The organism is Pseudomonas fluorescens, assembly GCF_900215245.1.
Classification (GTDB): domain Bacteria; phylum Pseudomonadota; class Gammaproteobacteria; order Pseudomonadales; family Pseudomonadaceae; genus Aquipseudomonas; species Aquipseudomonas fluorescens.
The window spans coordinates 3,642,098-3,668,576 of sequence record NZ_LT907842.1; the positions used below are offsets into that span (position 1 = coordinate 3,642,098).

The 26,479-nt window shown below is 58.3% G+C and carries 31 protein-coding genes; 22 read left to right on the plus strand and 9 right to left on the minus strand.

The annotated features are described in order from the left end of the window. Positions 1–63 precede the first annotated feature (63 nt). Together CPH89_RS16850 and CPH89_RS16855 are read left to right on the plus strand one after the other, a co-directional pair. On the plus strand, positions 64–1,281 hold the full coding sequence (locus CPH89_RS16850; protein WP_003208700.1) for an argininosuccinate synthase: 1,218 nt from the start codon (positions 64–66) through the stop codon (positions 1,279–1,281). A 638-nt stretch (positions 1,282–1,919) separates the two neighbouring features. Beyond that, a complete protein-coding gene (locus CPH89_RS16855) occupies positions 1,920–2,552 on the plus strand; it encodes a response regulator transcription factor (protein ID WP_053254650.1) in 633 nt (210 codons plus the stop codon). A gap of 85 nt (positions 2,553–2,637) precedes the next feature. On the opposite strand, the gene CPH89_RS16860 is transcribed toward CPH89_RS16855, so the two are convergent. The 4 genes from CPH89_RS16860 to metG form a co-directional block, all read right to left on the minus strand. Then, a complete protein-coding gene (locus CPH89_RS16860) occupies positions 2,638–2,820 on the minus strand; it encodes a PA3496 family putative envelope integrity protein (protein ID WP_053254651.1) in 183 nt (60 codons plus the stop codon). Positions 2,821–2,927: 107 nt separating this feature from the next. Next, positions 2,928–3,566 (minus strand): endonuclease III, encoded by a 639-nt coding sequence (gene nth / locus CPH89_RS16865; RefSeq protein WP_053254652.1) that lies wholly within the window; start codon positions 3,564–3,566, stop codon positions 2,928–2,930. A gap of 102 nt (positions 3,567–3,668) precedes the next feature. Then, entirely contained in the window at positions 3,669–4,832 is a 1,164-nt protein-coding gene (gene rsxB / locus CPH89_RS16870; protein WP_053254653.1) for an electron transport complex subunit RsxB, read from the minus strand. 215 nt (positions 4,833–5,047) lie between these two features. Beyond that, positions 5,048–7,099 carry a methionine--tRNA ligase gene (gene metG, locus CPH89_RS16875; RefSeq protein WP_053254654.1) on the minus strand — a complete coding sequence of 684 codons (2,052 nt, stop codon included), beginning with the start codon at positions 7,097–7,099 and terminating at the stop codon, positions 5,048–5,050. A 173-nt stretch (positions 7,100–7,272) separates the two neighbouring features. Here metG and apbC point away from each other — a divergent pair, with 173 nt between their 5' ends. After that, positions 7,273–8,367: an iron-sulfur cluster carrier protein ApbC gene (gene apbC, locus CPH89_RS16880; RefSeq protein WP_053254655.1), complete on the plus strand. Its 1,095-nt coding sequence runs from the start codon at positions 7,273–7,275 to the stop codon at positions 8,365–8,367. A gap of 496 nt (positions 8,368–8,863) precedes the next feature. On the opposite strand, the gene fdxA is transcribed toward apbC, so the two are convergent. The 5 genes from fdxA to CPH89_RS16905 form a co-directional block, all read right to left on the minus strand. Beyond that, complete coding sequence (fdxA, locus tag CPH89_RS16890; RefSeq protein WP_053254656.1) at positions 8,864–9,187, minus strand: ferredoxin FdxA; 324 nt, start codon at positions 9,185–9,187, stop codon at positions 8,864–8,866. A gap of 142 nt (positions 9,188–9,329) precedes the next feature. Continuing rightward, positions 9,330–11,921, minus strand: coding sequence for a DNA mismatch repair protein MutS (gene mutS, locus CPH89_RS16895; RefSeq protein ID WP_053254657.1), 2,592 nt, complete (start codon positions 11,919–11,921; stop codon positions 9,330–9,332). Positions 11,922–12,217: 296 nt separating this feature from the next. Beyond that, the gene (locus CPH89_RS16900; protein ID WP_053254658.1) at positions 12,218–12,499 is read right to left on the minus strand and encodes a DUF3077 domain-containing protein; all 282 of its coding nucleotides are present in this window, start codon (positions 12,497–12,499) and stop codon (positions 12,218–12,220) included. A 306-nt stretch (positions 12,500–12,805) separates the two neighbouring features. Further along, complete coding sequence (locus CPH89_RS30380; protein WP_167422741.1) at positions 12,806–12,973, minus strand: hypothetical protein; 168 nt, start codon at positions 12,971–12,973, stop codon at positions 12,806–12,808. Continuing rightward, the gene (locus CPH89_RS16905; protein WP_053255347.1) at positions 12,973–13,695 is read right to left on the minus strand and encodes a zeta toxin family protein; all 723 of its coding nucleotides are present in this window, start codon (positions 13,693–13,695) and stop codon (positions 12,973–12,975) included. The genes CPH89_RS30380 and CPH89_RS16905 overlap by 1 nt, the downstream gene beginning before the upstream one ends. Before the next feature lie 189 nt (positions 13,696–13,884). On the opposite strand from CPH89_RS16905, the gene CPH89_RS16910 reads away from it, so the two are divergent. The 19 genes from CPH89_RS16910 (at position 13,885) to CPH89_RS16995 (ending at position 26,477) form a co-directional block, all read left to right on the plus strand. Next, positions 13,885–14,619, plus strand: coding sequence for a LexA family transcriptional regulator (locus CPH89_RS16910; RefSeq protein ID WP_073637233.1), 735 nt, complete (start codon positions 13,885–13,887; stop codon positions 14,617–14,619). 5 nt (positions 14,620–14,624) lie between these two features. Continuing rightward, positions 14,625–14,927 (plus strand): hypothetical protein, encoded by a 303-nt coding sequence (locus CPH89_RS16915; RefSeq protein ID WP_141125153.1) that lies wholly within the window; start codon positions 14,625–14,627, stop codon positions 14,925–14,927. Positions 14,928–15,212: 285 nt separating this feature from the next. After that, a complete protein-coding gene (locus CPH89_RS16920; RefSeq protein ID WP_053254660.1) occupies positions 15,213–15,551 on the plus strand; it encodes a phage holin family protein in 339 nt (112 codons plus the stop codon). Between the two features lie 23 nt (positions 15,552–15,574). Beyond that, a complete protein-coding gene (locus CPH89_RS16925) occupies positions 15,575–16,087 on the plus strand; it encodes a hypothetical protein (protein WP_053254661.1) in 513 nt (170 codons plus the stop codon). Between the two features lie 3 nt (positions 16,088–16,090). Next, a complete protein-coding gene (locus CPH89_RS16930; RefSeq protein ID WP_053254662.1) occupies positions 16,091–16,702 on the plus strand; it encodes a phage baseplate assembly protein V in 612 nt (203 codons plus the stop codon). 9 nt (positions 16,703–16,711) lie between these two features. Continuing rightward, complete coding sequence (locus CPH89_RS16935; protein ID WP_053254663.1) at positions 16,712–17,044, plus strand: hypothetical protein; 333 nt, start codon at positions 16,712–16,714, stop codon at positions 17,042–17,044. Continuing rightward, entirely contained in the window at positions 17,041–18,036 is a 996-nt protein-coding gene (locus CPH89_RS16940) for a baseplate J/gp47 family protein (protein ID WP_053254664.1), read from the plus strand. Before CPH89_RS16935 ends, CPH89_RS16940 begins: the two co-directional genes overlap by 4 nt. Next, a complete protein-coding gene (locus tag CPH89_RS16945) occupies positions 18,033–18,761 on the plus strand; it encodes a phage tail protein I (RefSeq protein ID WP_053254665.1) in 729 nt (242 codons plus the stop codon). The genes CPH89_RS16940 and CPH89_RS16945 overlap by 4 nt, the downstream gene beginning before the upstream one ends. Continuing rightward, positions 18,758–19,291, plus strand: coding sequence for a phage tail protein (locus CPH89_RS16950; RefSeq protein WP_053254666.1), 534 nt, complete (start codon positions 18,758–18,760; stop codon positions 19,289–19,291). The genes CPH89_RS16945 and CPH89_RS16950 overlap by 4 nt, the downstream gene beginning before the upstream one ends. 27 nt (positions 19,292–19,318) lie before the next feature. Then, positions 19,319–19,939, plus strand: a complete 621-nt coding sequence (locus CPH89_RS16955; protein WP_053254667.1) for a hypothetical protein — start codon at positions 19,319–19,321, stop codon at positions 19,937–19,939. A gap of 11 nt (positions 19,940–19,950) precedes the next feature. Next, positions 19,951–20,208: a tail fiber assembly protein gene (locus CPH89_RS16960; RefSeq protein WP_073637230.1), complete on the plus strand. Its 258-nt coding sequence runs from the start codon at positions 19,951–19,953 to the stop codon at positions 20,206–20,208. 84 nt (positions 20,209–20,292) lie between these two features. Further along, entirely contained in the window at positions 20,293–20,466 is a 174-nt protein-coding gene (locus CPH89_RS30385) for a hypothetical protein (protein ID WP_167422742.1), read from the plus strand. Positions 20,467–20,468: 2 nt separating this feature from the next. Beyond that, complete coding sequence (locus tag CPH89_RS16965) at positions 20,469–21,635, plus strand: phage tail sheath protein (protein ID WP_053254668.1); 1,167 nt, start codon at positions 20,469–20,471, stop codon at positions 21,633–21,635. Further along, positions 21,635–22,141, plus strand: a complete 507-nt coding sequence (locus tag CPH89_RS16970) for a phage major tail tube protein (protein ID WP_053254669.1) — start codon at positions 21,635–21,637, stop codon at positions 22,139–22,141. Before CPH89_RS16965 ends, CPH89_RS16970 begins: the two co-directional genes overlap by 1 nt. Before the next feature lie 168 nt (positions 22,142–22,309). Continuing rightward, positions 22,310–22,882: a phage tail assembly protein gene (locus tag CPH89_RS16975; protein WP_053254670.1), complete on the plus strand. Its 573-nt coding sequence runs from the start codon at positions 22,310–22,312 to the stop codon at positions 22,880–22,882. A 127-nt stretch (positions 22,883–23,009) separates the two neighbouring features. Next, positions 23,010–24,869, plus strand: coding sequence for a hypothetical protein (locus CPH89_RS30390; protein ID WP_053254671.1), 1,860 nt, complete (start codon positions 23,010–23,012; stop codon positions 24,867–24,869). Beyond that, the gene (locus CPH89_RS16985; RefSeq protein WP_053254672.1) at positions 24,869–25,252 is read left to right on the plus strand and encodes a phage tail protein; all 384 of its coding nucleotides are present in this window, start codon (positions 24,869–24,871) and stop codon (positions 25,250–25,252) included. Before CPH89_RS30390 ends, CPH89_RS16985 begins: the two co-directional genes overlap by 1 nt. Then, a complete protein-coding gene (locus CPH89_RS16990; protein ID WP_005785409.1) occupies positions 25,245–25,457 on the plus strand; it encodes a tail protein X in 213 nt (70 codons plus the stop codon). The genes CPH89_RS16985 and CPH89_RS16990 overlap by 8 nt, the downstream gene beginning before the upstream one ends. A gap of 9 nt (positions 25,458–25,466) precedes the next feature. After that, the gene (locus CPH89_RS16995; RefSeq protein ID WP_053254673.1) at positions 25,467–26,477 is read left to right on the plus strand and encodes a contractile injection system protein, VgrG/Pvc8 family; all 1,011 of its coding nucleotides are present in this window, start codon (positions 25,467–25,469) and stop codon (positions 26,475–26,477) included. Positions 26,478–26,479 lie beyond the last annotated feature (2 nt).

Here is a 26,479-nt window from a genome sequence, read left to right on the forward strand (position 1 = left end):
GTAAATCCACGGTTTTGGTCGGTAGAATCAACGGCTTTCCGTACAACCCCGTGGAGTGATGGCATGGCCGACGTAAACAAGGTCGTTCTCGCGTATTCCGGCGGCCTGGACACTTCGGTGATCCTCAAGTGGCTGCAGGATACTTATAACTGTGAAGTGGTGACCTTCACCGCTGACCTGGGTCAGGGCGAAGAGGTCGAACCTGCACGTGCCAAGGCGCAAGCCATGGGCGTGAAAGAGATCTACATTGACGACCTGCGCGAAGAATTCGTCCGCGATTTCGTCTTCCCGATGTTTCGCGCCAATACCGTCTACGAAGGCGAGTACCTGCTGGGTACTTCCATCGCACGTCCGCTGATCGCCAAACGCCTGATCGAAATCGCCAACGAAACCGGCGCCGACGCCATTTCCCATGGTGCTACCGGCAAGGGCAACGACCAGGTGCGTTTCGAACTGGGCGCCTACGCGCTCAAGCCTGGCGTCAAAGTGATTGCCCCTTGGCGTGAGTGGGACCTGCTGTCCCGTGAAAAGCTGATGGATTACGCTGAAAAGCACGCTATCCCGATCGAGCGTCATGGCAAGAAGAAGTCCCCGTACTCGATGGACGCCAACTTGCTGCACATCTCCTATGAAGGCGGCGTGCTGGAAGACACCTGGACCGAGCACGAAGAAGACATGTGGAAATGGACCGTCTCCCCGGAGAACGCTCCTGACAAGGCCCAGTACCTGGAACTGACCTACCGCAACGGCGACATCGTCGCGCTGGACGGCGTCGAAATGACCCCGGCCACCGTGCTGGCGACCCTGAACCGTATCGGTGGTGAACACGGTATTGGCCGTCTCGACATCGTCGAGAACCGCTACGTCGGCATGAAGTCCCGTGGCTGCTACGAAACCCCGGGCGGCACCATCATGCTGCGTGCGCACCGCGCCATCGAGTCCATCACCCTGGACCGTGAAGTGGCTCACCTCAAAGACGAGCTGATGCCCAAGTACGCCAGCCTGATCTACACCGGCTACTGGTGGAGCCCAGAGCGTCTGATGCTGCAGCAGATGATCGACGCCTCCCAGGTTCACGTGAACGGTGTGGTGCGTTTGAAGCTGTACAAAGGCAACGTGATCGTGACCGGTCGCAAGTCTGATGAGTCGCTGTTCGACGCCAATATCGCCACCTTCGAAGAAGACGGCGGTGCTTATAACCAGGCGGACGCGGCAGGCTTCATCAAGTTGAATGCACTGCGCATGCGCATTGCTGCCAACAAGGGCCGCAAGCTGTTCTGAGTGCTCCCCTCGTTGTGAAAAAATGGCCCCTTGATCAAAGGGGCCATTTTTTTTGCCTGTCTATAAAGGCGCGCGCTTAAATAGGGCGTGATGTTTATTATTTGGCTCGGTTGTTTAAGTTTTGTTGAATCTCGAAGTTAATGAGTGGCTTCTCGGATGGTGGCGTGTTTATTTCTGAACGGTTGAATGAATTTTTTACACCTGCATAGGAACTATGTCTGACAGAAGATTCACTACCTAACTAAGGTGAGTATGTAGGGCGCTGAATATTCCGTAGGAAATAAGGGTGTAAGTCGGTATGTTGGATGGAACTGAAACAGTTGATTGTATTTCACCTGCTCGCTCGCCTGGCAGCGACAAGCAAGGGGTGTTTCCTGAACACCCTGTGCGGCGCGTACACCGTGTGCCGCTTATGGGGTGGATGTTTAACTCACTCTATCCAAGGCCCCGGAAAGTTCTGAAAGTCTCCGTAAAACCGGATACGCCAGAAGTTGTGATTTTTTGTAGGGTAATTCCTATATCGTTGTGGGTTGGGTCTCTGCTTGCTGTTGCTTGGGGGGGAGCGCTATGCCAACGAAGAAACGACTAGGCTATTGTGCTTGCTCTAAATAATTCGAACAGCGAAATTGGACTTTCTCATGAATAAAGTGCTGATCGTGGATGATCATCCCGTCATTCGTCTTGCTGTGCGCATGCTAATGGAACGTCATGGTTATGAAGTCGTTGCCGAGACTGATAACGGCGTCGATGCGTTGCAACTTGCACGGGAACATGTGCCGGACATTGTCATACTGGATATCGGGATACCCAAACTTGATGGGCTGGAAGTTATTTGTCGCCTGGCGTCTACCAAGCAGCCTGCACCGGTCAAGGTGCTGGTGCTGACGTCTCAGGCGCCTGGCCATTTTTCGATGCGCTGCATGCAGGCGGGGGCGGCAGGCTATGTATGCAAGCAACAGGACCTGACCGAGTTGTTGAGTGCCATCAAGGCCGTCCTCTCCGGCTACAGCTATTTCCCTAACCAGGCACTCAACTCGGTCCGCTCCACCATGGGCAATGCCAGCGAAGCGGACATGGTCGAGCGCTTGTCGGGGCGCGAGATGATGGTGTTGCAGCAACTGGCCCGTGGCAAAACCAACAAGGAGATCGCTGACGGTATGTTCCTCAGCAACAAAACCGTCAGTACCTACAAGACTCGCCTGTTGCTCAAGCTCAATGCGCGCTCCCTAGTGGATCTGATCGAGCTGGCCCAGCGCAACGGCCTCGTTTAGAGGTGGGTGCCATTGCGCACCGAAGCTAGAACCACCGGCAGAAAAAAGCCTCCGTCAGGGAGGCTTCCGGTCGTCAACGGGTCGATCAGAGATCGAAGTCGTAATCGGCCAGTTGTTTTTGCAAGCGTCGCTCTTCCAACAGGTTGTCGATGGTGCGGCGTTTGCTCAAATTGGTCTTGGCCACCTCTGCAACAGGTGCTTCCCCATCGTCATCAGACTCTGCAACCAGGTCGTCGTCTACATCCAGTTGTTCTTTGCCAGTGCTCATAAGGTTAACTCCAGGCTAAGACTGCCGTTGGCGCTCCTTATAACGATAATCCATGAACGGGTAAAAAAGATTTTTTCAATCGACTGATCGAGAAAACCAATGAACCCTCAATCGTCGGACGTCTTTTCCTTGTATTCGCACAGGTCTTCGATGCGGCAGCTGCCACAGCGCGGTTTGCGGGCCTGACAAACGTAGCGCCCATGAAGAATCAACCAGTGATGGGAGTCGAGCAAATAAGGCTTGGGCACAAACTTCATCAGCTGCTTTTCTACTTCCACCACGTTCTTGCCGCGGGCGATGCCGGTTCGGTTGGCGACGCGAAAGATATGGGTGTCCACGGCCATGGTCAGTTGCCGAAACGCGGTATTGAGCACGACATTAGCGGTTTTACGACCCACGCCTGGGAGTGCTTCGAGGGCTTCGCGAGTTTGTGGCACTTCGCTGCCATGCAACTCGACCAGCAGCCGGCAGGTTTCGATGACATTCTTGGCCTTGCTGTTGTACAGCCCAATGGTCTTGATGTACTCCGACAAACCTTCCACGCCCAAGGCGTAAATGGCCTCGGGCGTATTGGCCACCGGGTAAAGCTTGGCCGTCGCCTTGTTGACGCCGACATCAGTGGACTGGGCCGACAAGATCACCGCAATCAGCAACTCGAACGGCGAAGAGTAGGCCAGTTCGGTTTTGGGCTCCGGATTGTCTTCGTGAAACCTGCGGAAAATTTCCAGGCGTTTTGCGGCGTTCATGGGGCAGGCGGTTCCTTGCAGGCGATCAACGTGGTGTTCAAGGTAGGTGCAGGCGTTGCAGGATAAACCATCGCCAGTACGGCCGGCAGCGACCGTGGCCGATCAGGTGCCACCGTGGGTGTCCACCAGGCGTTGCGCGTCATTCAGCTTGCGCTGGGCGGCTTCCAGCTCATCTGCGCTGACGTGCGCTTGGCGTTGTAACTTGCTCACATCGGCGCGAGCATAGGCCAGGGCGGTTTTCAGCTGACGCAGTTGGGCATCGATGGGGCGTTTTTCCACACGCTGCAAGTCTGGCCGGGGTTGCTCACTGCCGGCTTCGGCGTCATGCAAGGCTTGCTCTGCGCTGGACAGCGCGACGCTCAAGGCCGCCAGTTGCTGTTCGTCTGCGTTCAGGTCCTGGGCTTTTTTAAGTTCGGCGCGACGCATGGCCAGCTGGATTTTGGCGCGTTTGAGCGCCGGGTCTTTTTGTGGCGGCGGGGGCGCCGGGCTGTTCACTTCCAGGGCTGCAAGTGCCTGCTCTGCCGCTTCGAACTGTTGTTGCAGGACGACCAACTGCGTCTGTTGCTCGAACGTCGGTGGGTGACCAAACGCTTTCAGGGACTTGTGCAATTGGGCACGGCTCATTGCGACAGCGATTTTGGCCTTCTTGACCGCCGCATCCCTGGCCGCCTGAGCGGTATCAGCGGGTACCGGCGCAACCGGCGCCGAGCGCTTGGCCCGTGCCAGTCGCTCGGCGAGCTTGTGCGCTTCTTCCCGCTGCAGGCGCGCACTGCGTTGTTCGTAGCGCCGCCGCGCGCGGTCGCGCTTGAGGCCTCGTTCCTGGCGTTGCTGATCATCAGCCGCCAGGCCACCCACAATCGGCACCACCGTGGCCGCTGGGCGCATCTCAATGCAGTCGACAGGGCAGGGCGCGACACACAGGTCACAACCTGTGCACTCATCCATGATGACGGTGTGCATCAACTTGGCGGCGCCAACAATCGCATCCACCGGGCAGGCCTGGATGCATTTGGTGCAGCCGATGCACTCGGCTTCGCGAATATAGGCGACTTGAGCCGGGGCCTCGCCTCGGCTGGTGTCCAGTTCCAGAACCGGCACCCGTAGCAATTGGGCAAGACCTGCGATGGTTTCCTGCCCACCGGGCGGGCACTTGTTGATCGCCTCGCCAAGCGCGATGCCCTCGGCATAAGGCTTACATCCCGGGTGCCCACATTTGCCGCATTGGGTCTGCGGCAGCAGCGCGTCGATACGTTGAATCAGAGTCATGAGGGAATCACTGGCATGCCGGTTAAGCAATCAGGGCCTGTCGGGGTGGGCAGGCCTGTCGTGGCGAGCGGGCTTGCCCCGCGTAGGGCTGCGAAGCGGCCCCATTGAGGGCCACTGCATTTTACACCGATGACGCCGGGTGCTCGGTTTAGGGCTGCTGCGTGCCACAACGCGGGCAAGCCCGCCTGTCACAACAGCCCTCACACCAGGCTGTTTTACTTGATGCGTTGACCCGGCTTGGCGCCGCTGTCCGGGCTCAGCAAGTAGATTTCTTCGCCGCCAGGGCCAGCCGCCATCACCATGCCTTCGGAAATGCCGAACTTCATTTTCCGTGGCTTGAGGTTGGCGATCATCATGGTCAGGCGACCATCGAGCTTGGACGGGTCCGGATAAGCACTTTTGATCCCGGAGAACACGTTGCGTTGCTCGCCACCGAGGTCGAGGGTGAGGCGCAGCAGCTTGTCGGCACCTTCCACGGCTTCGGCCTTGACGATCAGCGCAACACGCAGGTCCACGGCGGCAAAGGCGTCGAAGTCGATTTCCGCGGAAATCGGGTCCTTGGCCAATTCACCATTGCCCGCCGGTGCCGCTTCGCCGGTGTCGGTCTGGCTGGCGACCAGGTCTTCTTTCGAAGCATCGGTCATGGCCTGCACTTTCACTGGGTCGATACGCGTCATCAACGGCTTGAACTCGTTTAACTGATGGTTGCTGAGCAAGGTGGCGTGGTCGTTCCAGGTCAGTGGCGCAACGTTGAGGAACGCCTCGGCATCGGCGGCCAGCAGCGGCAGCACCGGTTTGAGGAAGATCACCAACTGGCGGAACAGGTTGACGCCTGTGGCGCAGATCGCCTGGACTTCCGCCTGCTTGCCTTCCTGCTTGTTCAGCGACCATGGCGCCTTGTCGGCGATCCAGGCGTTGGCACGGTCGGCCAGGCCCATGATCTCGCGCATGGCGCGCGCAAAGTCGCGGGCTTCATAGGCGTCGGCAATGCTTGGCGCGGCAGCCAGGAACGCTTCGGTCAGCTCCGGTGCGGCGTTTTCTGCCACCAGCAGCCCGGCATTACCCTTATGGATAAACCCGGCGCAACGGCTGGCGATGTTGACGACTTTGCCGACCAGGTCCGAGTTGACCTTCTGTACGAAGTCTTCCAGGTTCAGGTCCAGGTCGTCGACGCCACGGCCCAGTTTGGATGCGTAGTAGTAGCGCAGGTATTCCGGCGACAGGTGGTCCAGGTACGTGCGCGCCTTGATAAAGGTGCCACGGGACTTGGACATTTTCTGGCCGTTGACCGTCAAGTAGCCATGCACGGCAATGCCGGTCGGTTTACGGTAGCCCGAGCCTTCAAGCATCGCCGGCCAGAACAGGGCGTGGAAGTTGACGATGTCCTTGCCGATGAAGTGGTGCAGCTCGGCGGTGGAGTCCTTGGCCCAGAAGGCATCGAAGTCCAGCTCCGGCGTGCGGTCGCACAGGTTCTTGAAACTGGCCATGTAGCCGATCGGCGCGTCCAGCCACACGTAGAAATACTTGCCTGGCTCGCCCGGGATCTCGAAACCGAAGTACGGTGCATCGCGGGAAATGTCCCACTGTTGCAGGCCGGCATCCAGCCATTCGGCGATCTTGTTGGCCACGGCCTCCTGCAGCGTGCCGCTGCGGGTCCAGGTTTGCAGCATCTGCTGGAAATCCGGGAGCTTGAAGAAGAAGTGCTGGGAATCCTTGAGCACCGGGATGGCGCCGGAGATAGCCGACCGCGGGTTCTTCAGGTCAGTCGGTGCGTAGGTGGCGCCACACTTCTCGCAGTTGTCGCCGTACTGGTCTTCAGTGCCGCATTTGGGGCAGGTGCCCTTGATGAAGCGGTCGGCCAGGAACATTTTCTTTTCCGGGTCGAAATACTGCGTGATCGAACGCGTGGCAATGTGCCCGGCGTCGCGCAAGCGTGTGTAGATCTGGCTCGACAGCTCGCGGTTTTCGTCGGAGTGGGTCGAATGGAAGTTGTCGAAATCCACCAGGAACTCGGCAAAGTCGGCGCTGTGTTCAGCCTGCACATTGGCGATCAGTTGTTCCGGGGTGATCCCTTCCTTTTCGGCGCGCAACATGATGGCCGATCCGTGGGCGTCGTCCGCGCAGACATAAATGCATTGATTGCCGCGATGCTTCTGGAAGCGCACCCACATATCGGTCTGGATGTACTCAAGCATATGGCCAAGATGGATGGAACCATTGGCATAGGGCAGGGCGCTGGTGACGAGGATCTTGCGTGGCTCGGACATGGGGCTCGGCTACTTGATGAAACGGAGGTCGGCCACTATAAAGCGCCGGGAAATATATTTCACCCCGTGGTGCTGTTTCTGAATCTTCCCAGGCCTGCGAAAGCATGCCGTTGGGCGCCCGGAACGGTTAGGATAGCCGCCTGTTTCAGTCAGTCTTTTTTCGGGAGTAGCCCATGAGCGCCGTCAATCGCGCAGCGGTGGAAGCCGTTCTTCGCCAATACACCGACCCCTATTTGAACCAGGACCCGGTCAGTGCCGGCTGTGTACGTGCCATTGAGGTCCAGGGCGACCAGGTTTCGGTTCAGTTGCAACTGGGCTATGCCGCAGGCCTGTTCAAGAGCGGCTGGTCGCAGATGCTGCAAATGGCCATCGAGGGCCTGGACGGCGTGCGTTCGGCCAAGGTCGACATTCAGTGCGTGATCGCCCCGCACAAGGCCCAGGCGCAGATCCCGGGCCTGGCCAACGTCAAGAACGTGATCGCCGTGGCGTCCGGCAAGGGTGGCGTGGGTAAGTCCACCACGGCGGCCAACCTGGCCCTGGCCCTGGCCCGTGAAGGCGCCCGCGTGGGGATTCTCGACGCCGACATCTATGGCCCGAGCCAAGGTGTGATGTTCGGCATCGCCGAAGGCACCCGACCGAAGGTCAAGGACCAGAAATGGTTCGTGCCGATTGAGTCGATGGGCGTGGAGGTCATGTCCATGGCCTTCCTGACCGATGACAACACGCCGATGGTCTGGCGCGGGCCGATGGTCTCCGGCGCGCTGCTGCAATTGGTCACCCAGACCGCCTGGGGCGACCTGGATTACCTGGTGATCGACATGCCGCCGGGCACCGGTGATATCCAATTGACCCTGGCGCAGAAAGTCCCGGTGGCCGGCTCGGTGATCGTGACCACCCCACAGGACCTGGCGTTGCTCGACGCGAAGAAAGGCGTGGAGATGTTCCGCAAGGTCAATATCCCGGTGCTGGGCGTCGTGGAAAACATGGCGGTGCATATCTGCTCCAACTGCGGGCATGCCGAGCACCTGTTTGGCGAAGGCGGCGGCGAGAAGCTGGCGACCCAGTATGGTGTCGAATTGCTCGCCTCGTTGCCGTTGGCGATGGAAATTCGTCAACAGGCCGATGGTGGCAAGCCCACCGTGGCGGCCGAACCCGATGGGCCAATCGCTATGATCTACCAGGAGCTGGCTCGTCACGTCGGCGCGCGGATCGTCCTGCAGGAAGCCGCGGCTCCGGCGATGCCGACCATCACGGTCAGCGACGACTGATTCCGGTTGAAGGAAAAAAGCCTCGACCTTGTCGGGGCTTTTTTATGCCTGCTGATCAGTCAACGGTTCTCAATGACTCATTTACGCAATTGCGCGTGTAAGCATTCGCTTACTTTTTCGTAAGTGTTTGGGTTTTTTACCGGCCATAGACATCCCGAAATATCGAGAGATTTTTCTATCTGGTTGAAAAATAACAGTTATTTATACTTGACCAGGCGTTCAATTCTGCCTTTGTGCAGCTTGGATCCCGTTGAACTTCCCTCGGAACTCTCTAAGATCAGCCCTGTGTCCACGGATTGACACAGCCATCAAGGAACGATGGTTAGGGAACGTCGCAGGATGCGATTCATCAGGATGATGAAAAGGAATACAGGGACTAGGGAAAAAATGTGGGCGGGTCATACCGCCCCTTTTTTCGTCTGCAGGAAAGTGAAACCTACCCTGTGGAAATGCAAAAAGGCCCGCAAGGGGCCTTTTTTATTGGGCGGCGGCGCTTTTAGCGCTCGAGTTGGGCAATCTTGCCTTTCTTGCCATCCCACTCCGCTGCATCCGGCATCGGATCTTTACGCTCAGTAATATTCGGCCAGATTTCCGCCAGATCGACGTTCAACTGAATGAATTCCTGCATCTCTGCCGGGACTTCGTCCTCGGAGAAAATAGCGACGGCCGGGCATTCTGGTTCACACAGGGCGCAGTCGATGCACTCATCCGGGTGGATAACCAGGAAATTCGGGCCTTCGTAGAAGCAGTCCACCGGACACACTTCGACGCAGTCGGTGTACTTGCACTTGATGCAGTTGTCGGTAACGACGAAGGTCATTTCTAATTTTCTCCTCAGGCGGCGGCAGCGAAACCCCTTATGGTGGGGCTCGCGAGGTTCGGGAGCGATAGTCTGCAGGCCAGGCTAAAAGCCCGCAGCATCCCAAACCGCGCGAGATTCTATCAGCTTGCAAGCGTCTGCGTTATATCCGAGTCTTCAGTGCATATAACATTTCGAGCGCTTTGCGCGGCGTCACGTCGTCCAGGTCAAGCTTGGCCAACTCATCCAGCACCGGATGGGGCAGGCTGGCGAACATATCGCTTTGATGCGGCGCGCTGGGTTTGGTGCTGGCTTTGGCCGGGCTGGCCACGGGAATCTCGTGGGGCAGCGCGGTTTCTTCCAGGCGGCTCAGGTGCTCGCGGGCACGGGTAATCACCTCGCTCGGCACACCGGCCAACTGCGCCACAGCCAAGCCGTAACTCTGGCTCGCCGGCCCTGGCAGCACATGGTGCAGGAACACGATACGCTCGTTGTGCTCGGTCGCATTGAGGTGCACGTTGGCCACCAACGGCTCGCTTTCCGGCAGCACCGTCAGCTCAAAATAGTGGGTGGCAAACAGCGTGTAGGCGCGCAGATGCGCCAGCCGCTCGGCTGCTGCCCATGCCAGCGACAGGCCGTCGAAGGTGCTGGTGCCGCGACCGACTTCGTCCATCAGCACCAGGCTGCGCTCAGTGGCGTTGTGCAAGATGTTGGCGGTTTCGCTCATTTCCACCATAAAGGTCGAACGGCCACCGGCCAGGTCATCGCTGGAGCCGATCCGCGTGAAAATGCGGTCCACCAGCGACAATTCGCAACTGGCTGCCGGCACAAAGCTGCCGATATGCGCCAGCAACACAATCAATGCGGTCTGACGCATGTAAGTGGATTTACCGCCCATGTTCGGACCGGTAATCACCAGCATGCGGGTATCGTCGTCCAGCGACAGGTCGTTGGCGACGAACGGCGTGGTCAACACCTGCTCCACCACCGGGTGGCGGCCCTGCTCGATACGCATGCACGGCTCGCTGACAAACCGCGGGCAGTTCAAATCAAGGTTCAGCGCCCGCTCGGCCAGGTTGCTCAACACGTCCAGTTCCGCCAGGGCGGCGGCGGTGTCCTGCAATGGCGCCAGGCGGCTGATCAGATCTTCGAGCAACGCCTCATAGAGCATCTTTTCCCGTGCCAGGGCACGGCTCTTGGCCGATAGCGCCTTGTCTTCGAACTCTTTGAGTTCCGGCGTGATAAAGCGCTCGGCACCTTTAAGGGTTTGGCGACGTTGATAGTCGATCGGCGCCGACTCGGCCTGCTTGCTCGGCAACTCAATAAAGTAGCCGTGCACGCGGTTGTAGCCGACCTTCAAGTTGGCCAGGCCGGTGCGGGCTTTTTCGCGGGCTTCGAGGTCAATCAGGAACTGCCCGGCGTTTTCGCTCAGCGACTGCAGCTCATCCAGTTCGCTGTCGTAACCGGTTTTCAGCACGCCGCCGTCACGGATGATCGCTGGCGGGTTATCGATGATGGCCTTTTCCAGCAGCGCTGCCAGGTCCGGGTAGGTGCCGGCCGTCACGGCAAGTTGTTGCAGGTGCGGCGTGTCCAGTTCGGTCATCGCCACTTGCAGCTGTGGCAGCGCGCTCAAGGCATCGCGCAGGCGCGCCAGGTCACGGGGTCGCGCATTGCGCAGGCCGATCCGCGCCAGGATGCGCTCGATATCGCCGATTTCCTTCAGCTGTGGCTGCAGCTTTTCGAAGCGATAGCCATCCAGCAGGCAGGTAATAGACGTCTGACGCGCTTGCAGCACGGTCAGGTCGCGCAACGGACGGTTCAGCCAGCGGGTCAGCAAACGGCTGCCCATGGCGGTCTGGCAACGGTCGACCACTGATTGCAGCGTGTTGTCGCGACCACCGGCCAGGTTGGTGTCCAGTTCCAGGTTGCGACGGCTGGCGCCATCGAGTACCACGGTGTCATCCAGGCGTTCATGGCGCAGGCTGCGTAAATGCGGCAGGGCGGTGCGCTGGGTTTCCTTGGCATAGCTGAGCAGGCAACCGGCGGCGCCGATGGCCAGGGTCAGTGTTTCGCAACCAAAGCCTTTAAGGTCCTGCACCGAGAATTGCTGGCACAGACTTTTCAGCGCCGAATCACGCTCGAAATCCCACGGCGCGCGGCGCTTGGTCCCGCGACGCTTCTCCGCCGGCAAATCCTTTGGCCAATCATCCGGAATCAACAACTCCACCGGATTGATACGCTCAAGTTCCGCCAGCAGGTTCTCCCAGCCCTTGATCTCCAGCACGCTGAAATTACCGCTGGTGATATCCAGGACCGACAGGCCGAACAAACGCTCATCACCCAAAACGGCGGCAATCAAATTGTCGCGACGCTCGTCCAGCAACGCCTCATCACTCACCGTGCCCGGCGTAATAATGCGCACCACCTGACGTTCAACGGGCCCTTTGCTGGTGGCCGGGTCGCCGATCTGCTCACAGATCACCACCGACTCGCCCAGCTTCACCAGCTTGACCAGGTAGCCCTCCAACGAATGGTAAGGAATCCCACACATCGGAATCGACTGCCCCGCCGACTGCCCGCGCGCGGTCAAGGTGATGTCCAGCAGCTTGGCGGCCTTCTTCGCGTCTTCATAGAAGATCTCGTAGAAGTCGCCCATGCGATAGAACATCAACTGATCAGGGTGCTGGTTTTTCAGACGCCAGTACTGCTGCATCATTGGCGTGTGGGAGGACAGATCGGAGGTGTTTTTACTCATCAGATAGTTAGCAAATTCGTTAAAAGGAGTGGGGCAAAGATGGGGCGCTTGGCCCTGCTAATTTTGCGATGGCGGCAAGGTTAACACGCGAGGTCAAGGGTCCGCAGGTCACAAACAGCCAGGTAAAAGCCAAAAATGGCGCAACGCCCAATGGCCATCACTATTAAGGATGAACACTCAGTAAGGAACACCGAACCCGTGGCGAGGGAGCAAGCTCCCTCGCCACGGGTTCGCGGTGCTTGTGCTATCGCTTAACTGATCGGAATCAGGCGCCGCGCCCGTGTTGGATTCGCCCCTTACTGAAGGTTACCGGGCGAATCCAACACCTTCACCACATCATCAACCACGGCCTTGACCATCTCCTGCAAGTAATGCGACGCCCAGGCGTAACGGTCCGTCTCTTTGGTCATGGCCGCATCTTCGGCGAGTTGCTTGGCGACGTGGAGGAGGTCCGAGGCGTGGTGTAAAGCTTCGTGCAGGGAGACGCCGCTGTTGACGCGAAATAGCGGTTGGTCGGAGTGGAAGGAGAAGGGCGTGACGCCGAGGGTGGTTAATGCGGATGGATCTGTAGCGGTCATCGGTAAAACTCCCATAGTCGGTTGAGAGCTACCACGTTCGTTGTTGAACGAATGCGTGGCGCTTTTGGCGCCTGCATCTAGACGGGTTATCAGGCCCGGTCGCTGAAGCTGAACTGGCAGCGACGGAGGGGAGGGCGGCGTGGTGGTTGGGTGGGTGCAACTGGGGAAATGGATATGTCGCTATGCTGCTGTCGAAAAGCACATTGGGCCATGGATAATAAACGTGTCTTCTAGGGCCAACTAATAAGTTGGCCCAATAAAAAGCCCAGCACAGTGCCGGGCTTCAGAAAGCGGTGTGGGAAGCAATCAGGCTCTTTTCGCCTCTGCTTTCATCATCACGAGATTCTGCTGCTTGGTAGCCTCGGTCAGAACTTCGCTGTAAACGCGTTTTTTCTGATCGGATTTTGCGTCACGAATAAAGTCGGCAAAAGAGCTTTTTGCGCCTTTGGACAAGCCCAGCTTGATCGAAATCATCAATGCGCACCTGATGGTGGCCCGAGCCTGGCCTCTAGATCGGCCCGCGTATGCTGCTCAGGGATATGGTAGCCAATCTTATCCACGCCCGGTTTGTAAAGCGGTCCAGAGTTGTCGATATGCTTGATGAGCAAATCCACATGAACGTCGCCTCGATACTCTAGCTTAAGGGCATTCACTACGTCACGCGCTGCAAAGTATTGCTCGATGAAATGCTCTTTATGAATTCTTCTGCCTTCGGCCTCCTCGCGAGCTTTCACGAAATCCCAAGCGAGCATGGGGTCTTGATATGCGTATAAGATCTGTACGAATCTTCCCTTTTTCAATGAGCGTTCAACATTACTTCTGGCGACTTTGAGATTCGAAAAGGTGCCGTCGAGTAGCAGGAACTGTCGTTGATTCAGTGCTTGATCAATTATTTTTTCGACCCAAATCGATACCCCTCGTTGGAAAAACCACGAATTGGGCCCCTTGTAAGCGGCAAATTCGTTGCGAAGTTCATCAGGGTCGATTCGCAGAATTGGGGTGTCGGCGAATAGATTTACAAGAGCAATCGATGCCTCTGTTTTTTCTGCGCCGGGCGATCCTGCCATGAAGACGGAAACTGGCGACTCCTCCGACGGATAGATCGCTTTGTCTGTCAGGCGTCTGGCAATTGACTTTTTATTTGAGCGCGCAAAACGCAGTGCTTCTTCTGAAATCTCGATTTCCGCGGGTGTCATCCTGTCGGTGTCGTGAAATGCGGTGTGTTCCATCAAAAGCATCCCCATCTGCTCCAGCGGTGTGTCAAAGACTATCACTCGGTTAAAGCATCGCGACGGGGCGAAACTTCACTTAACACATCCTTATTTTGCATAAAATATGCAATTTAGCATTTGCCAACCCCCAAAACTCCCGCCATTATCCCCGTTATGCAAAAACGCAACGTTTCTATCGTCTTAAGAGAATTGCTGGACCGCGACCGGATCTCCCCCACGGAGCTTCACCGGCGTACCGGCGTGCCTCAATCCACGTTGTCACGGATCCTCAGCGGCAAGATCGTTGATCCGTCGGACAAGCACATCTCCCGCATCGCCGAATACTTCCGCGTCAGCACCGACCACTTGCGTGGGCGTGCAGCCGTGGGCGCTTTGCGCGATGACGGGCGTGACCCGATGCATTCGGAACTCAAGGACATAAGCCTGTGGGATGACGACACGCCCGTTAATGATGACGAGGTGTCGATCCCCTTTCTGCGCGAGGTTGAATTGGCTGCTGGATCAGGAAGATTCGTCATCGAGGAAAGCGAGAAGGCCAGCCTGCGGTTCGGCAAGCGCAGCCTTCGCCATAACGGTGTGCAGTTCGACCAGGCCAAGTGTGTGACGGTGCGCGGCAACAGCATGTTGCCGGTGCTGCGCGATGGCGCGACGGTGGGGGTGAATGCGGGCAAGAGCGGCATTGGCGATATCGTTGATGGCGACCTGTATGCGATCAATCACAATGGCCAATTGCGGGTCAAACAGCTCTACCGCCTGCCTTCCGGCATTCGTCTGCGCAGCTTTAATCGCGATGAGCACCCGGACGAAGATTACAGCTTCCAGGATATCCAGGATGAGCAAATCAGCATCCTCGGTCATGTGTTCTGGTGGGGCATGTACGCCCGTTAACCTCCTTGCGTAAGACAAAGCCCGCCACCGAGCGGGCTTTTTTTCGCCTGCAAAAAACCGTTAAACCCTTCACCCGCAAGGATTTAAATGCATTCGTGCATTTCATGGGGAAAAATAAATGCATTTGTGCATTGACTGTATATGCATACATGCATATTCTCCATCTCAAGCCAGCCAACAAGGGGGTGGAGGCGGCAAGGATGCTGCCAAGGAAAGTGACAAGGACGGCACGCAACATCGGCAAGGACGCCATCGAAGCGATGGCAGGGATGCCAGGCAACACCGGCAAGGATGCCGACGCTCTTTAGTTACACCGCTTTAAAAAAACAGGCAGCGATGAACCGGCCTTAACGGTTCAGAGGGTTGGCAACTGACCCGGGTGTGCAGCGTAAAGCACCAGAAGCAGTTATCCGGCAGACAGGGATCGTGGTCGGAAAAACATTGAGGAAAGAACCGTACCGCGCCAGTAGCGCCGAACGTTCGAGGAAATCATTACTGAAAAGCCCGGGCAACCGGGCTTTTTGGAATGCCGACCTATCGAAGCATGTGTGAATGAAAAACGGACTATTGAGTGCTCAGCCAGGAGGCGTGACATGACAAATGAACAGCAAGCGTTAGCGGAAATGCCTATCTGGCTGGTCATCGTATTGGCAGTGATCGGCGGGGTGTCCGGTGAAATGTGGCGCGCCGACAAGGAAGGCGCACGTGGCTGGTCGCTGATCCGCCGCCTGGCGCTGCGCTCCGGCGCGTGCATGGTCTGCGGTGTTTCAGCCTTGATGCTGTGCTACGCCGCCGGCATGTCGATCTGGACCGCCGGCGCGATTGGTTGCCTCACCGCAATGGCCGGTGCCGATGTCGCCATCGGCCTTTATGAGCGCTGGGCCGCCAAGCGTATCGGGGTCAACCAAGGCTCCGGCCAAGACCCGCAGTAACCGTTGCAAGGACGCTACTTAATATGACCCTTATCGAAAAAACCTCCCAACTGCCCCTCGCCATCGGCGCGGCGCTGCACGCGGCCTTCCCGGACTTGAAGGTTGGCAATCACCAGGATTTTCAGGGCGCCGTGGATAAAAGCGTGTTGATCACGGTCGAAGGCAATGGCCCAGGCATTCGCTCTCGCGAAGGGCGCAAAGCGCATGCCCTGACGATTTCGCTCCGGGCCATGGTGGCGCCGGGTGCGCTGCCGTTTGATGCCTGCGACCTGGCCAGCCAGCTTATGGACCAGGTGCTGGATAACCGCTGGGGCCTGCCCTTGGCCCAGTGCGATTTGCCGATAAATATCGTCGCCGCTCCGGTTGCTGCAACAACAGCAGAAACGGACTACGACACCTGGACTGTCTCCTTCACCCAGACCGTCTACATCGGGCCGGTATTACTCACAGATCCTACCGGCCAGCCGCTGTTTGCCCGCACCTGGGAAGTGTCGAACATCGACGATCCCGACCAATACAAACCCCTGGCGGAGTAGCCCATGTTCGACGCGCTGTTACGCATGCAACTGGGGCCGATTGTCGAGCGCCTGGCAGAAATGGAAACGCAACTTGAAGACCTGTATCGACGCGCCGAGAGTTTTTGTCGGATCGGCACGTGTCAGTCAGTCGACGCCGCCAGCAATACCTGCAAGGTCAGCCATGGTGATTTGCTCACGCCGGCGATCCGTTTTTTCAACCCCAGCGCGGGTGCGCAAACCGAAACGCGCATCCCGTCCGTGGGTGAACAATGCCTGTTACTCAACTACGGCGGCGGCGAAGGCGGTGGTCAGTCGGTGGCCTTGTTCGGCCTCAACAGTCGTCAGTTTCCGCCAGTTTCCGACGTTGCCACAGTGACCCGGCGGCGCCATCAGGACGGCACCCAAAGTGACTATGACGACGCCAGCCACACCTTCAACTGGGCCAACGGCCCCACCACATTCAGCGGTTCCCGCGAACAGGTAGACGTCAAGGTCGGCGCCGCCAGCTTGGTCATGAGCGCCCAGAACATCACCCTGCAAATCGGCGGCACCAGCCTGGTACTGGACGCTGGCGGCGCGCACTTCAGCGGCCCGCTGGTGGACCATCAAGGCCGCGTCATCAGCCCTCGATAAGGACATTCCATGCTCGGCATCGATCGAAACACCGGGGCAGCCGTCGATGACTGGCTGCAATTCGTGCAGCGCGCCACCCGAGCGCTGACCACCCCGGTGGGCACTCGGCAGAAACGCCCACTGTACGGCTCGCTGATCCCGCAACTGCTCGGCCAAAACCTTGGCGACGACCTGCTGATCCTCGCCCAAAGCCACGCCGCGCAAGCGTTCTACAACAGCCACAACGGCATCGGCGATTTTCAACCCCAAGTCATCGTCGCCACCCGCCAAGGCGCCGGCCTGCTCTTGCGTTTCGCCGGCACCTGGAAAAACCGCCAACAAACCTTCGAGGTCGTGACATGAGCATGCTGATCCCCGGCCAGAATCAACTGGCGGAACCGGCCATCATTGCGGTGGATGCGTTCGAGCCGCTGCTGGCCGAATTCAAGGCGTTCGTTGTTGACTACGTCGCCACCCGAGCACCGCAAAGCGCGGCCAAACTGAAGGTCAGCCTCGACAACGAAAGCGAGTTGCTGACCCTCGCTCTGGAAGCGTTTTGTGTACGTCTGCAAACCCACGAACGCAAATACAATGCGCGTATCAAGCAGATGCTGGCGTGGTGGGCCACCGGCAGCAACCTGGATGCACGCTTGGCCGATATGGGCCTGGAACGCCAAGTGCTCGACCCCGGCGACCCGGCGGCGTTTCCGCCGGTGCCGCCGACGTTGGAGAGTGACGACGACGCTCGCTTGCGTTATTACCTGGCGCCGCATGCACCGGCAGCCGGCTCGCGGATGCAGTATCGCCGCGAGGTGTTCACCTTGGGCGAGCGACCGTCGGTGAAGGTGCAAAGTGCCACGCCGGGCGTGGTGACGGTCAGCTACACCTTTGACCCGGACGGCTACGCGGCGCAGGTCAAGGACGGCAACGCGCGTCGAACGGCGCCCGGCGAAGTGATGGTCACGGTGCTTTCTCGTGAGGCCGACGGCAGCCCATCCGCCGATTTGCTTGACGGCGTTCGTCGCCATTTCGCACGGCCGGATGTGAGGCCAGAGACCGATCTGGTCAGCGTGCAAGGCGCGCACATCCTGCGCTACAAAATCCGTGTGGTCGCGAAGATCAACGCCGGTCCGGACTCGGGGCTCACTCAGGTAGCGGCGCAGAAATTACTGCAAGACTATGCAGAATCCTGTCATCGCCTCGAGGGGCGGGTAGACCCCAGTTGGATCGACTACGCGATTCACAGCGCGGGTGCAGCGCAGTTGCAAATCGTTGAACCGCTCGAACCCATTATCAGCAACGCCTTCCAGGCCCCGTATTGCACGGGTGTCGAGGTGGAGGTGCGCACGCTATGAGTGAGCCCAAAGCGAGTTTGTTACCTGGCAACAGCTCACCGTTGGAAAAGGCCCTGGATTTGGGATTCGGGCAATTGCTCGACCGCGTCATTCCGCCGTTTCCGGTGTTGATGAATCCACTGCAAACGCCTGGCGAGTTTCTGCCTTACCTGGCCGCCGACCGAGGCGTCAGTGAATGGGATGCCGATGCCAGCGAACCTGAAAAACGTTTGACGGTCGCATTGTCCTGGCAGATTCAGCGCCAGGCGGGTATGCCCAAAGCATTGAGCTACGCGGTGGAGTCACTTGGATTCACCCCCAACATCATCGCCTGGTATCAGCAGCGTCCGTCGGGATTACCTTACACCTTCGACATACAGGCGATCATCGGGCGAAGTTGGTCCAGTGGTGATCACAACCGGCTGATTCGCCGCATCAACGCGGCACAAAGCGAACGCGACCGGGCGACGATCACCATCGTGCATGAAACCTCGCAGGGGTTGCGACTCGCCGCAGCGGCTGATCCGGGGCTGAGTATTCTGGACGACAGCCAACCGGGTGCTTTGCCCGACATGAAGCTACACAGCACTGGATCCTTCTGCAGCGCAGCTCACACACCACTGACTGATGGCGAGCTGCAGTTGGAAGGCGTGTTGCCTGAATTCGGGTTAGCCGCCCGGCTTAATAGTGCCGGTTTTGCCCGGCACTTCACCATTAACGACTACGACCTCAGGGCGCAGCCATGACAGATGACATTACGCGCCTGGTGCGCTTCACCTCCAAGGGTTTGGATGAAGTGCTGCAGGCAAAGAACCAGGGTTTGAAAGGCGAAATCACCCATATCGGTGCTGGCACCGGCCGCTACAACCCAGACGGCACAGAAGTGGCTTTGCGTGATGAGCGCCAACGGGCCGCCATCGTGGATTACGAGGACCTGAGCAACCGGCAACTCAGAATGGCCGCGCTGTTTGATGGCGAGGCCGAATATGAGATTGGCGAGTTTGGTTTTTACCTCGCCAGTGGGACCTTGCTGGCGGTGTATTCCGTGGCGGGGAAGTTGCTGACCTATAAAGCGGCAGCGGCGCGGGTGCTGCAGAAGTTTACGCTGGATATTTCACCGTTGCCGGTGGACAGCGTGACGATTGTGGTGGGGAGTGACAACCTCAATATTTTGTTGGGGGAGGATATTGCAGTGCTAGCGACGGCGAATATCGACAACATGGCGCGTCATACTGAGTTGCTGTTTCGTGTGATGTCGCTGGAATCTGGCCGTTAAGGCGTAAACAGTTAAGGAGTTTTAAACGTGAGTCTAGAAACGACTATTGCGTCGCTGGTGACAGCGGCGAATAACTTGACCACATCGGTCAATGGAAAGATCGGTAGTATCAATGCGACAATGGCTGGGGCCTTGTCCCAGTTCAACGAGTGGCGCAGCCTAAAGGATGTCGAGGGAGACCCGAACTATCCAGGCACCATTCGCAGCACTATTCTTCAAGGGCATGTTTACGGTACGGGAGGCGTATATGAAGCATTGGCAATAGGCGATTTTAAGTCTACCGATTTGGGCGCGAGTACCAATGTCTATATGCATTTTCAGGTTCCGTTGAATCTTAATGTCAACGCAGAAATGTTCTGGTTCAATATCAAAGGTTACAGCTACGGGACGGCAAAAATTATCGATGAAACGTTGGTCGGGTATTGCTATAAACCGAATCGAACGCTGCACAATGTTTCAACCTTTGGCAATATGACACCCGCTGTTTACGTTGATGCGAACGGAAACATTGTTATGCGAATTTTGATTCCTAATATTTATTACACCACCGTCCGTATCGACACTATGCGAGTGGGTAATGGTCGTCTGTTTAATTTGGGTGATCTCAAAACCAAGGTTTCGTTGGCAGATACCGTCGTTTTTAGTTAAGGAAATAGAGCATGTCTGAAATATCTAGCAATGAGAGTCCATCTGTAGGTATAGCTGTGCCGACGCCTGAAATTGAATGGGCAGCCATTCGTGCTCGTCGCGATCAACTATTGCGCTCAACCGACTTCACTCAATTGCCGGACTATCCTGCAATTGCGGCGCAGCGAGCAGAAATAGCGGCCTATCGTAAGGCTTTGCGTGACATCCCAGAGCAGGCGGCAGAACCTTCGAAGATTGACTGGCCCGTACTACCCACCTTCCTGAAGTAACCCACCGCGAAAGCGGTTTTTTTTCGCCTCTCCAAAGCCCCTCCCGTAGGGGCTTTGGCGTTTTCCATACGGAGAATTCCACCCATGCACAACCGCCAAACCTACACCGTCCTCATCCCATTCCCCACCGGAGGTGGCCACTGGTCCACCGTCGGCGAGGAGCTGGACCTGCTCGACGTCGAAGCATCTGCCCTGCGCACCGCTGGCCGCCTGGAACTGACCAGCGTCCTCAACTCCACCCCCAAGAAGGCTGACTAACCATGGCTGAGGTTCTTAACTTCGAGCACAACGGCATCACTGTAAATGCCACTGAATCCCCGGAGGCCATGGGTGGCCTGGGCGATAACGTTATCGGTCTGGTCGGCACCGCGCCGAATGCCCACGCGTCGATCCCGAAAAACGCGCCGTTCCGCATCAACAGCTTCACCACCCAGGCACTGCTGGACCCGACCGGCGCTGAGTCGGGCACGCTGTTTCAGGCGGTTTACCAGATCCTCAAAGTGGTGAAGGTGCCGGTCTATGTGGTGATCGTGGAGGAGGGCGCAACCCCGGCCGATACGATCAACAATGTGATCGGCGGCAACGAGCCGACCACCGGCCGCAAGCTGGGCCTGGCGGCCTTGAGCAGCGTGCCTGAAGACCTGACCATCATTGGCGCCCCAGGCTTCACCGGCACCAAGGCCGTGGCCGGTGAGTTCGCTGCCTTTGGCAAGCGCATCAAGGCCCGTGTGGTGCTGGACGGCAAGGATGCGTCCGTCGCTGACCAAGTGACCTACAGCGGCGAGCTGGGCGGTGCCGACCTCGGTTTCGACCGCTGCCTGCTGGTGCACAACATGCCGTCGGTGTACTCCAAAGCGGCGAAGAAAAACGTGTTCCTGTCGCCATCCTCGCTGGCTATTGCTGCACTGGCCAAGGTCAAGCAGTGGGAAAGCCCAGGCAACCAGGTGACGTTCGCCGAGGACGTGTCCCGCGTGGTCGAGTACAACATCCTCGACACCTCGACCGAAGGCGATCTGCTCAACCGTTATGGCGTGAGCTACTACGCGCGCACCATCCTCGGTGGTTTCTCGCTGCTGGGTAACCGCTCCATCACTGGCAAGTTCATCAGCTATGTCGGCCTGGAAGATGCGATCAGCCGCAAGCTGGTCAAGGCCGGCCAGAAAGCCATGGCCAAGAACCTCACCAAGTCCTTCATGGACCAGGAAGTCAAGCGCATCAACGACTGGCTGCAAACCCTGGTGGCCGACGAAACCATTCCCGGCGGCAGTGTGTACCTGCACCCGGAACTGAACAGTGTCGAGAAGTACAAGAACGGCACCTGGTTCATCGTCATCGACTACGGTCGATACGCGCCAAACGAACACATGATTTATCAACTCAATGCCCGCGATGAAATCATCGAGCAGTTCCTGGAGGACGTTCTCTAATGTTTACCAACCGTGTAAGACAGGCCATTGCGGCCACCCTTCAAGGCCTGCCGTTGTCCGCGACCGTGGAGGAGTTCACCCCGCCGAAGATCGAGTTCGACATGGAGGCCATGTCCGGCGGGCGCTTTATTGCCGAAGAAATGGCCAAGAGCGGCAAGGTGCTCGGCGCCACTTTGGTGCTGCAAGGGGCGGGGCCGGAAATCATGTTGGCCCTGGGCGTGCGCCTGGGTGACGACATCTTGCTCAACGTGCGTGAAGCCGGGCAAGACCAGGACGGCAAGACCTACTTCACCTACCACACCGTCGGCGGCAAATTGAAGTCCCTGGCCGAGGCGAAGCTGAAGATGGGCGATAAGGTCACCACCACCCTGGAATTGTCCTGCCGCACCTACAACCGTCTGGAAAATGGCATCTCGGTGATCGACATCGACGTGCGCACCCAGAAGTTTGTGCTTAACGGCGTCGACATTCTCGGCGATGCACGCCGCGCGGTGCTGATGCCGTAAGCCTTCACGGCACCTGAAGTGGACACTGTCAGTGTGGGGGCGGGGTTGCTCGCGAATACGGAGTGTCAGTCAATACATGCGTGACTGATAGACCGCATTCGCGAGCACGCCCGCTCTCACATGGACCGGTGTTGTCTTGTGAGTACTTTTTTACCAAGGAATTGCCCCATGGCCTGGATGCCACCGCTGCACATTCTGCTGTCCCCGATCACCGCCGACACGGGCGCGACGATCCAGCAGATTCAACTCAAGCCGTTGTTTTACGCCGCGCAAAAAGACGCGCTGGCCCGGGCCGGTGATGACGAGGACGAGCAGTTTTTTGAACTGGCGAAACTCGCCACCGGCCTGTCGGAAAAAGAGCTCGACCAACTCAAGCGCCCGGACTACGTGAGCATCGCGCAGTACGTGCATGAAATGTCGACGCGCCCTGCGGCGTTCTTCCTGGATCAACACCAGGAGGCGTCCCACGACGAGCCCGTGCATCTGCTGCTGCCCCTCGACGCGGCCGGTCGCAGCCTCACCGAACTATCGCTGGAAATGCCCGCCTTGCGCGCCACCAAAGTGATGAAAAAACTCACCACCAACAAAGAGCGTGCCGAGTTCATCACCGCGCACTGCACCGGTTTGATGATCCCCGATCTCGCCGGCCTGACGGTGCCCGACTGGACGCAACTGCAGGAGCGCATCGACGATTTTTTAAATCAACCGGCGGACTTCTTTCGCAGCGCGACATCGAAGTAATTCTCGATGTGGTGCCGTTGATTTACTCGGTCAATGAGGCGGAGATCCTCGACTGGGACGCCGGCAAAGCATTGCGCCGCTACGACATTGCGATCACTCGCCTTGGCGTTAAACAGGAGTAAGCGGGATGCAGAACAAGTATTCGCTCGCGAATGCCATGGCCAAGGATAGCCATGACATTTTCGGTCGTGCAGACGGCGTATCTGATGCCGATATCGTCAGCTCAGGTGCTCTCGGGCCAGACAAAACTGTCGACACCACGGCGCTGGAGCCGTTATCCGGGATGGTGCTGGAATTGGCCAATGCCGGCTTGAAACTGAATGAATTCGCACAGTCGTTGGGCGTATTGCGCGAGAACGTGGATTCGCTTGCAACGTCGTTGTCTTCGCTGAAGGCGGCTGATGCGCCATTGGTGAACACACAGGTACACACCGACACAACCAAGGTTGCCGAGTTTAAATCGACCCGGTCTGAAGACCGGCGCATTACTCGGGAAGCAATGACGGTGGGCAGCGGGCAGGTTCTCGACCCGGTCGCAGCACTTCGGTACACGAATGCCCACCGTTCGTTTGATGCGACGGCGACTTCGGAAAAGTCGACAACGGTTCTGCGCGAGGAGTCCAGCGCAAGCGAAAAACGGCTTTCCAAGACGCTGGAGCCTGTGTCGGTTTTGCTTGAGCCCACATGGCTGCAAGTGAAGACTGGCGTGATGAATACGGCCAATGATTTGGCCAGTCAATCGCCGGTTATGGCCAAGACGGTTAAAACGGCTGAGGCGGTCATTTTGCCGGTGGTTTCGCCGGTGTTCACCGGGTTTTTCGCGGGCTTGGGGGACACGATCAAAACCCGTGTGACCGGTAATCTTATCGATGTGACACTGGGTAAGTTGGGCGGCGGGGTTGGCAAGTTGTTCAAGGACAAGGGCTTTGAAAAGGAAAAGTCCTGCTGCTGTTCAGCGGCGGCCGAAAAGCCCATCACAAGTAGCCGTTCTGCACCGCAAGGTTCTTCCGGGAAAAAGAACGCCCGAAAACCACAGTCCGAAAACACAAAAAAGTCGCCAAACCCCAAAAAATCCCAGAACACACCCAAGAAGCAAACGTCTGCACCGAAACCAGCCGCCACAAAACGCTCTTCGGCAAAAGGCGCTGGTTGGGGGGCATCGCTGCGTGGCGTGGGCGAACGTCTTTCCACGTTGTTTTCCCGGCAACAGTCTGTCGGTTTCCATGCTGGGCCCGCGGCGCCAGGTTTACAGCCTCGCGCAGCCAGTACAAACAGGCGTAAGAACAACACGGCGTCATCTCAATTACCCACAGGCAGAGGGCCTGGGTTGATCGAAGCCTTGGAGCGAGGACGTGTGCCGTTGCCCTCCGACGTTCATGCCAATACCCCGTCACGCGTGCAGCCTGTCAGCCGTGAGCATCTGCCCGTTCCAACGGCGCGTTCACTGCAAATGCCCGCTTCAGGCGTGTGGGGGGCGATGGGCAAACTGGAGTCGTCCGCCGCCCGCCGCCTCGGCCCGTTGAAGTACGTAGACACCGCCCTGGACGTGGTTCAGGGCGTGCGCAACGGCGACGCCAAAGCTGTCGGTGCCGGCCTCTCAACGGCAGGTGGCGCCTGGGCTGGCGCGTCTGCCGGCGCCGCGATCGGCACGCTGGTGTTTCCCGGTGTCGGCACGGCTGTCGGTGGCGCTATCGGCGGCTTGCTCGGCAGTGAAGCGGGCACCTGGCTGGGAGACAAATTGTTCGGCTCAAGTGATCGCCTGCCTGCACCCGGTGCGGTGAGCAAAGAACTCAACGCTGCGCGTACCGACAACGTGCAAGTCACCCTCGCGCCGAGCATTCAAATTACTGGCGTGAACCCCGCCGATGCCCAGCAAGTCGTCAACCAGGTGATCCAGGCCCTGCAATTTCAATGCATGCCGATGGTCACCGACAGCCTGGGGATTCGGCGCAACGCGGCACTGGCCGATCCTCCGGGAGGTGATTGATGCGACAACAAATGGTCCTCGGCGAGTTTATTTTTGGCCTGTCCCGAGGCTTCGCCTATTCCTCGCTGGTGCGTACCAGCGACGGTGGCTGGAGTGACCTGGCGATTATTGCCAGCAAGCCCCAGTCGCGGCAAAGCGGCCAGAAGCTGGAGAAACTCACGTTCACTGGGGCAGCGATGTACGCCATCGGCATGCAGCGCCTGGACGAGTTACGCGCCCTGCAAAATGCCCGGATACCGTTGCCGCTGGTCGATGGCATCGGCCGTAACTGGGGCCTGTGGCGAATCAACTCGGTGATGGAAACCCAAAGCAACGTGATTGATGACGGCACGGCCATGGTCATGGCCTGGACTATGGAACTGGAGGAATTCGTCAATGCGTAGAGTGCGAAGTATTGCCGGTGATTCGGTCAACCTGTTGCTCTACCGCGAATTGGGCCGTTGCGATGACGCGGCGGAAGAAACCCTTTGGCGCCTGAACCCCGAACTTGCCGAGTACGGGCCGGTACTGCCCGCCGGTGTGTGGGTCGTCGTGCCGGAAATGCAAGCGCGGCCGGCTGCTGTGCGGCCTGTTCTGGCGTGGGATTAAGGAGGCAACATGGCACAGGGATTTACGCCGATCGTAGAGTTTTATGGCGCGAATGCCGCGCTGCTCAATCAACGCCTGATGCATTGGAGCCATACCGACGCCGCAGGCATCGAGTCTGACCGGCTGGAGTTGACCCTCAATATCGAAGGGCTGGAAGGTTTGCCCAGCCTGAGCGGCAAGATCGGTTTGCGCGTGGGTTACCAGGAATCGGGGTTGGTGGAAAAAGGCGAGTTCGTGATCACCCAGCGCACGCCCGTGCTGTTTCCCATGCGCTTGATGATCGTGGCGACTGCCGCGCCTTTCAGCATGCTCGACGCCAGCGGTTATCGCCAGCGTCGGTCCGCCAGTTACGGGCCAACCACGCTGGGCGCACTGTTTCGCCAACTGGTCAGTCGCCACGGGTTTTCACCGCGTGTGGCACCTGCGCTGGAAGGCATTGCGATTGCGCATATCGACCAGTCCAACGAAAGCGACATGGCGTTCATCACCCGCCTTGCCCGGCGCTACAGCGCGGTCACCAAACCGATCAACGCGTTGTATGTGCTGGCCGAAGCGGGGCAGGTCAAATCGCTGTCCGGCCAACTGTTACCGCAGGTGAAGCTGTCTGTGACCCAGGACAATCGTCCCGGTGACCAGGCCTTCATCACCGCCAAGCTCGACGAAAAGTCTCGCTCCAAATACATGGGCAGCCGCGTGACCTGGTGGGATGGCGCCGGTGGCAAACAACAGATCGTTGAGGTTGGGGTGGCCCCGTTCAAAACCTTGCGTCAGCGCTGCCAGAACGAAGCCGAGGCCCGTGCCGTGGCTGAAGGCGAACTGCGTCGTGTGGGACGCGAAGGCTTGAAACTGCTGATCGATTGCCCTGGCAACCCGCTGCTGGCCGCTGAGGGCTTGCTGGTGCTGGATGAAACCTGGCCTTCGTATATGCAGGGCCAGTGGTCGATGAAACAGGTGGTGCATGTTGGCGATCCGGTAACGGGGTATCGCAGTTCAATCACGGCGAATGGGTTGTCGGCATAGAC

Excerpts from the sequence above, each read along its gene's own strand:
- CPH89_RS16850 (WP_003208700.1), top strand. The coding sequence starts at position 64 with ATGGCCGACGTAAACAAGGTCGTTCTCGCGTATTCCGGCGGCCTGGAC.
- CPH89_RS16855 (WP_053254650.1), top strand. The coding sequence starts at position 1,920 with ATGAATAAAGTGCTGATCGTGGATGATCATCCCGTCATTCGTCTTGCT.
- CPH89_RS16860 (WP_053254651.1), bottom strand. The coding sequence starts at position 2,820 with ATGAGCACTGGCAAAGAACAACTGGATGTAGACGACGACCTGGTTGCA.
- nth (WP_053254652.1), bottom strand. The coding sequence starts at position 3,566 with ATGAACGCCGCAAAACGCCTGGAAATTTTCCGCAGGTTTCACGAAGAC.
- rsxB (WP_053254653.1), bottom strand. The coding sequence starts at position 4,832 with ATGACTCTGATTCAACGTATCGACGCGCTGCTGCCGCAGACCCAATGC.
- metG (WP_053254654.1), bottom strand. The coding sequence starts at position 7,099 with ATGTCCGAGCCACGCAAGATCCTCGTCACCAGCGCCCTGCCCTATGCC.
- apbC (WP_053254655.1), top strand. The coding sequence starts at position 7,273 with ATGAGCGCCGTCAATCGCGCAGCGGTGGAAGCCGTTCTTCGCCAATAC.
- fdxA (WP_053254656.1), bottom strand. The coding sequence starts at position 9,187 with ATGACCTTCGTCGTTACCGACAACTGCATCAAGTGCAAGTACACCGAC.
- mutS (WP_053254657.1), bottom strand. The coding sequence starts at position 11,921 with ATGAGTAAAAACACCTCCGATCTGTCCTCCCACACGCCAATGATGCAG.
- CPH89_RS16900 (WP_053254658.1), bottom strand. The coding sequence starts at position 12,499 with ATGACCGCTACAGATCCATCCGCATTAACCACCCTCGGCGTCACGCCC.
- CPH89_RS30380 (WP_167422741.1), bottom strand. The coding sequence starts at position 12,973 with ATGATTTCGATCAAGCTGGGCTTGTCCAAAGGCGCAAAAAGCTCTTTT.
- CPH89_RS16905 (WP_053255347.1), bottom strand. The coding sequence starts at position 13,695 with ATGACACCCGCGGAAATCGAGATTTCAGAAGAAGCACTGCGTTTTGCG.
- CPH89_RS16910 (WP_073637233.1), top strand. The coding sequence starts at position 13,885 with ATGCAAAAACGCAACGTTTCTATCGTCTTAAGAGAATTGCTGGACCGC.
- CPH89_RS16920 (WP_053254660.1), top strand. The coding sequence starts at position 15,213 with ATGACAAATGAACAGCAAGCGTTAGCGGAAATGCCTATCTGGCTGGTC.
- CPH89_RS16925 (WP_053254661.1), top strand. The coding sequence starts at position 15,575 with ATGACCCTTATCGAAAAAACCTCCCAACTGCCCCTCGCCATCGGCGCG.
- CPH89_RS16930 (WP_053254662.1), top strand. The coding sequence starts at position 16,091 with ATGTTCGACGCGCTGTTACGCATGCAACTGGGGCCGATTGTCGAGCGC.
- CPH89_RS16935 (WP_053254663.1), top strand. The coding sequence starts at position 16,712 with ATGCTCGGCATCGATCGAAACACCGGGGCAGCCGTCGATGACTGGCTG.
- CPH89_RS16940 (WP_053254664.1), top strand. The coding sequence starts at position 17,041 with ATGAGCATGCTGATCCCCGGCCAGAATCAACTGGCGGAACCGGCCATC.
- CPH89_RS16945 (WP_053254665.1), top strand. The coding sequence starts at position 18,033 with ATGAGTGAGCCCAAAGCGAGTTTGTTACCTGGCAACAGCTCACCGTTG.
- CPH89_RS16950 (WP_053254666.1), top strand. The coding sequence starts at position 18,758 with ATGACAGATGACATTACGCGCCTGGTGCGCTTCACCTCCAAGGGTTTG.
- CPH89_RS16960 (WP_073637230.1), top strand. The coding sequence starts at position 19,951 with ATGTCTGAAATATCTAGCAATGAGAGTCCATCTGTAGGTATAGCTGTG.
- CPH89_RS30385 (WP_167422742.1), top strand. The coding sequence starts at position 20,293 with ATGCACAACCGCCAAACCTACACCGTCCTCATCCCATTCCCCACCGGA.
- CPH89_RS16965 (WP_053254668.1), top strand. The coding sequence starts at position 20,469 with ATGGCTGAGGTTCTTAACTTCGAGCACAACGGCATCACTGTAAATGCC.
- CPH89_RS16970 (WP_053254669.1), top strand. The coding sequence starts at position 21,635 with ATGTTTACCAACCGTGTAAGACAGGCCATTGCGGCCACCCTTCAAGGC.
- CPH89_RS16975 (WP_053254670.1), top strand. The coding sequence starts at position 22,310 with ATGGCCTGGATGCCACCGCTGCACATTCTGCTGTCCCCGATCACCGCC.
- CPH89_RS30390 (WP_053254671.1), top strand. The coding sequence starts at position 23,010 with ATGCAGAACAAGTATTCGCTCGCGAATGCCATGGCCAAGGATAGCCAT.
- CPH89_RS16985 (WP_053254672.1), top strand. The coding sequence starts at position 24,869 with ATGCGACAACAAATGGTCCTCGGCGAGTTTATTTTTGGCCTGTCCCGA.
- CPH89_RS16990 (WP_005785409.1), top strand. The coding sequence starts at position 25,245 with ATGCGTAGAGTGCGAAGTATTGCCGGTGATTCGGTCAACCTGTTGCTC.
- CPH89_RS16995 (WP_053254673.1), top strand. The coding sequence starts at position 25,467 with ATGGCACAGGGATTTACGCCGATCGTAGAGTTTTATGGCGCGAATGCC.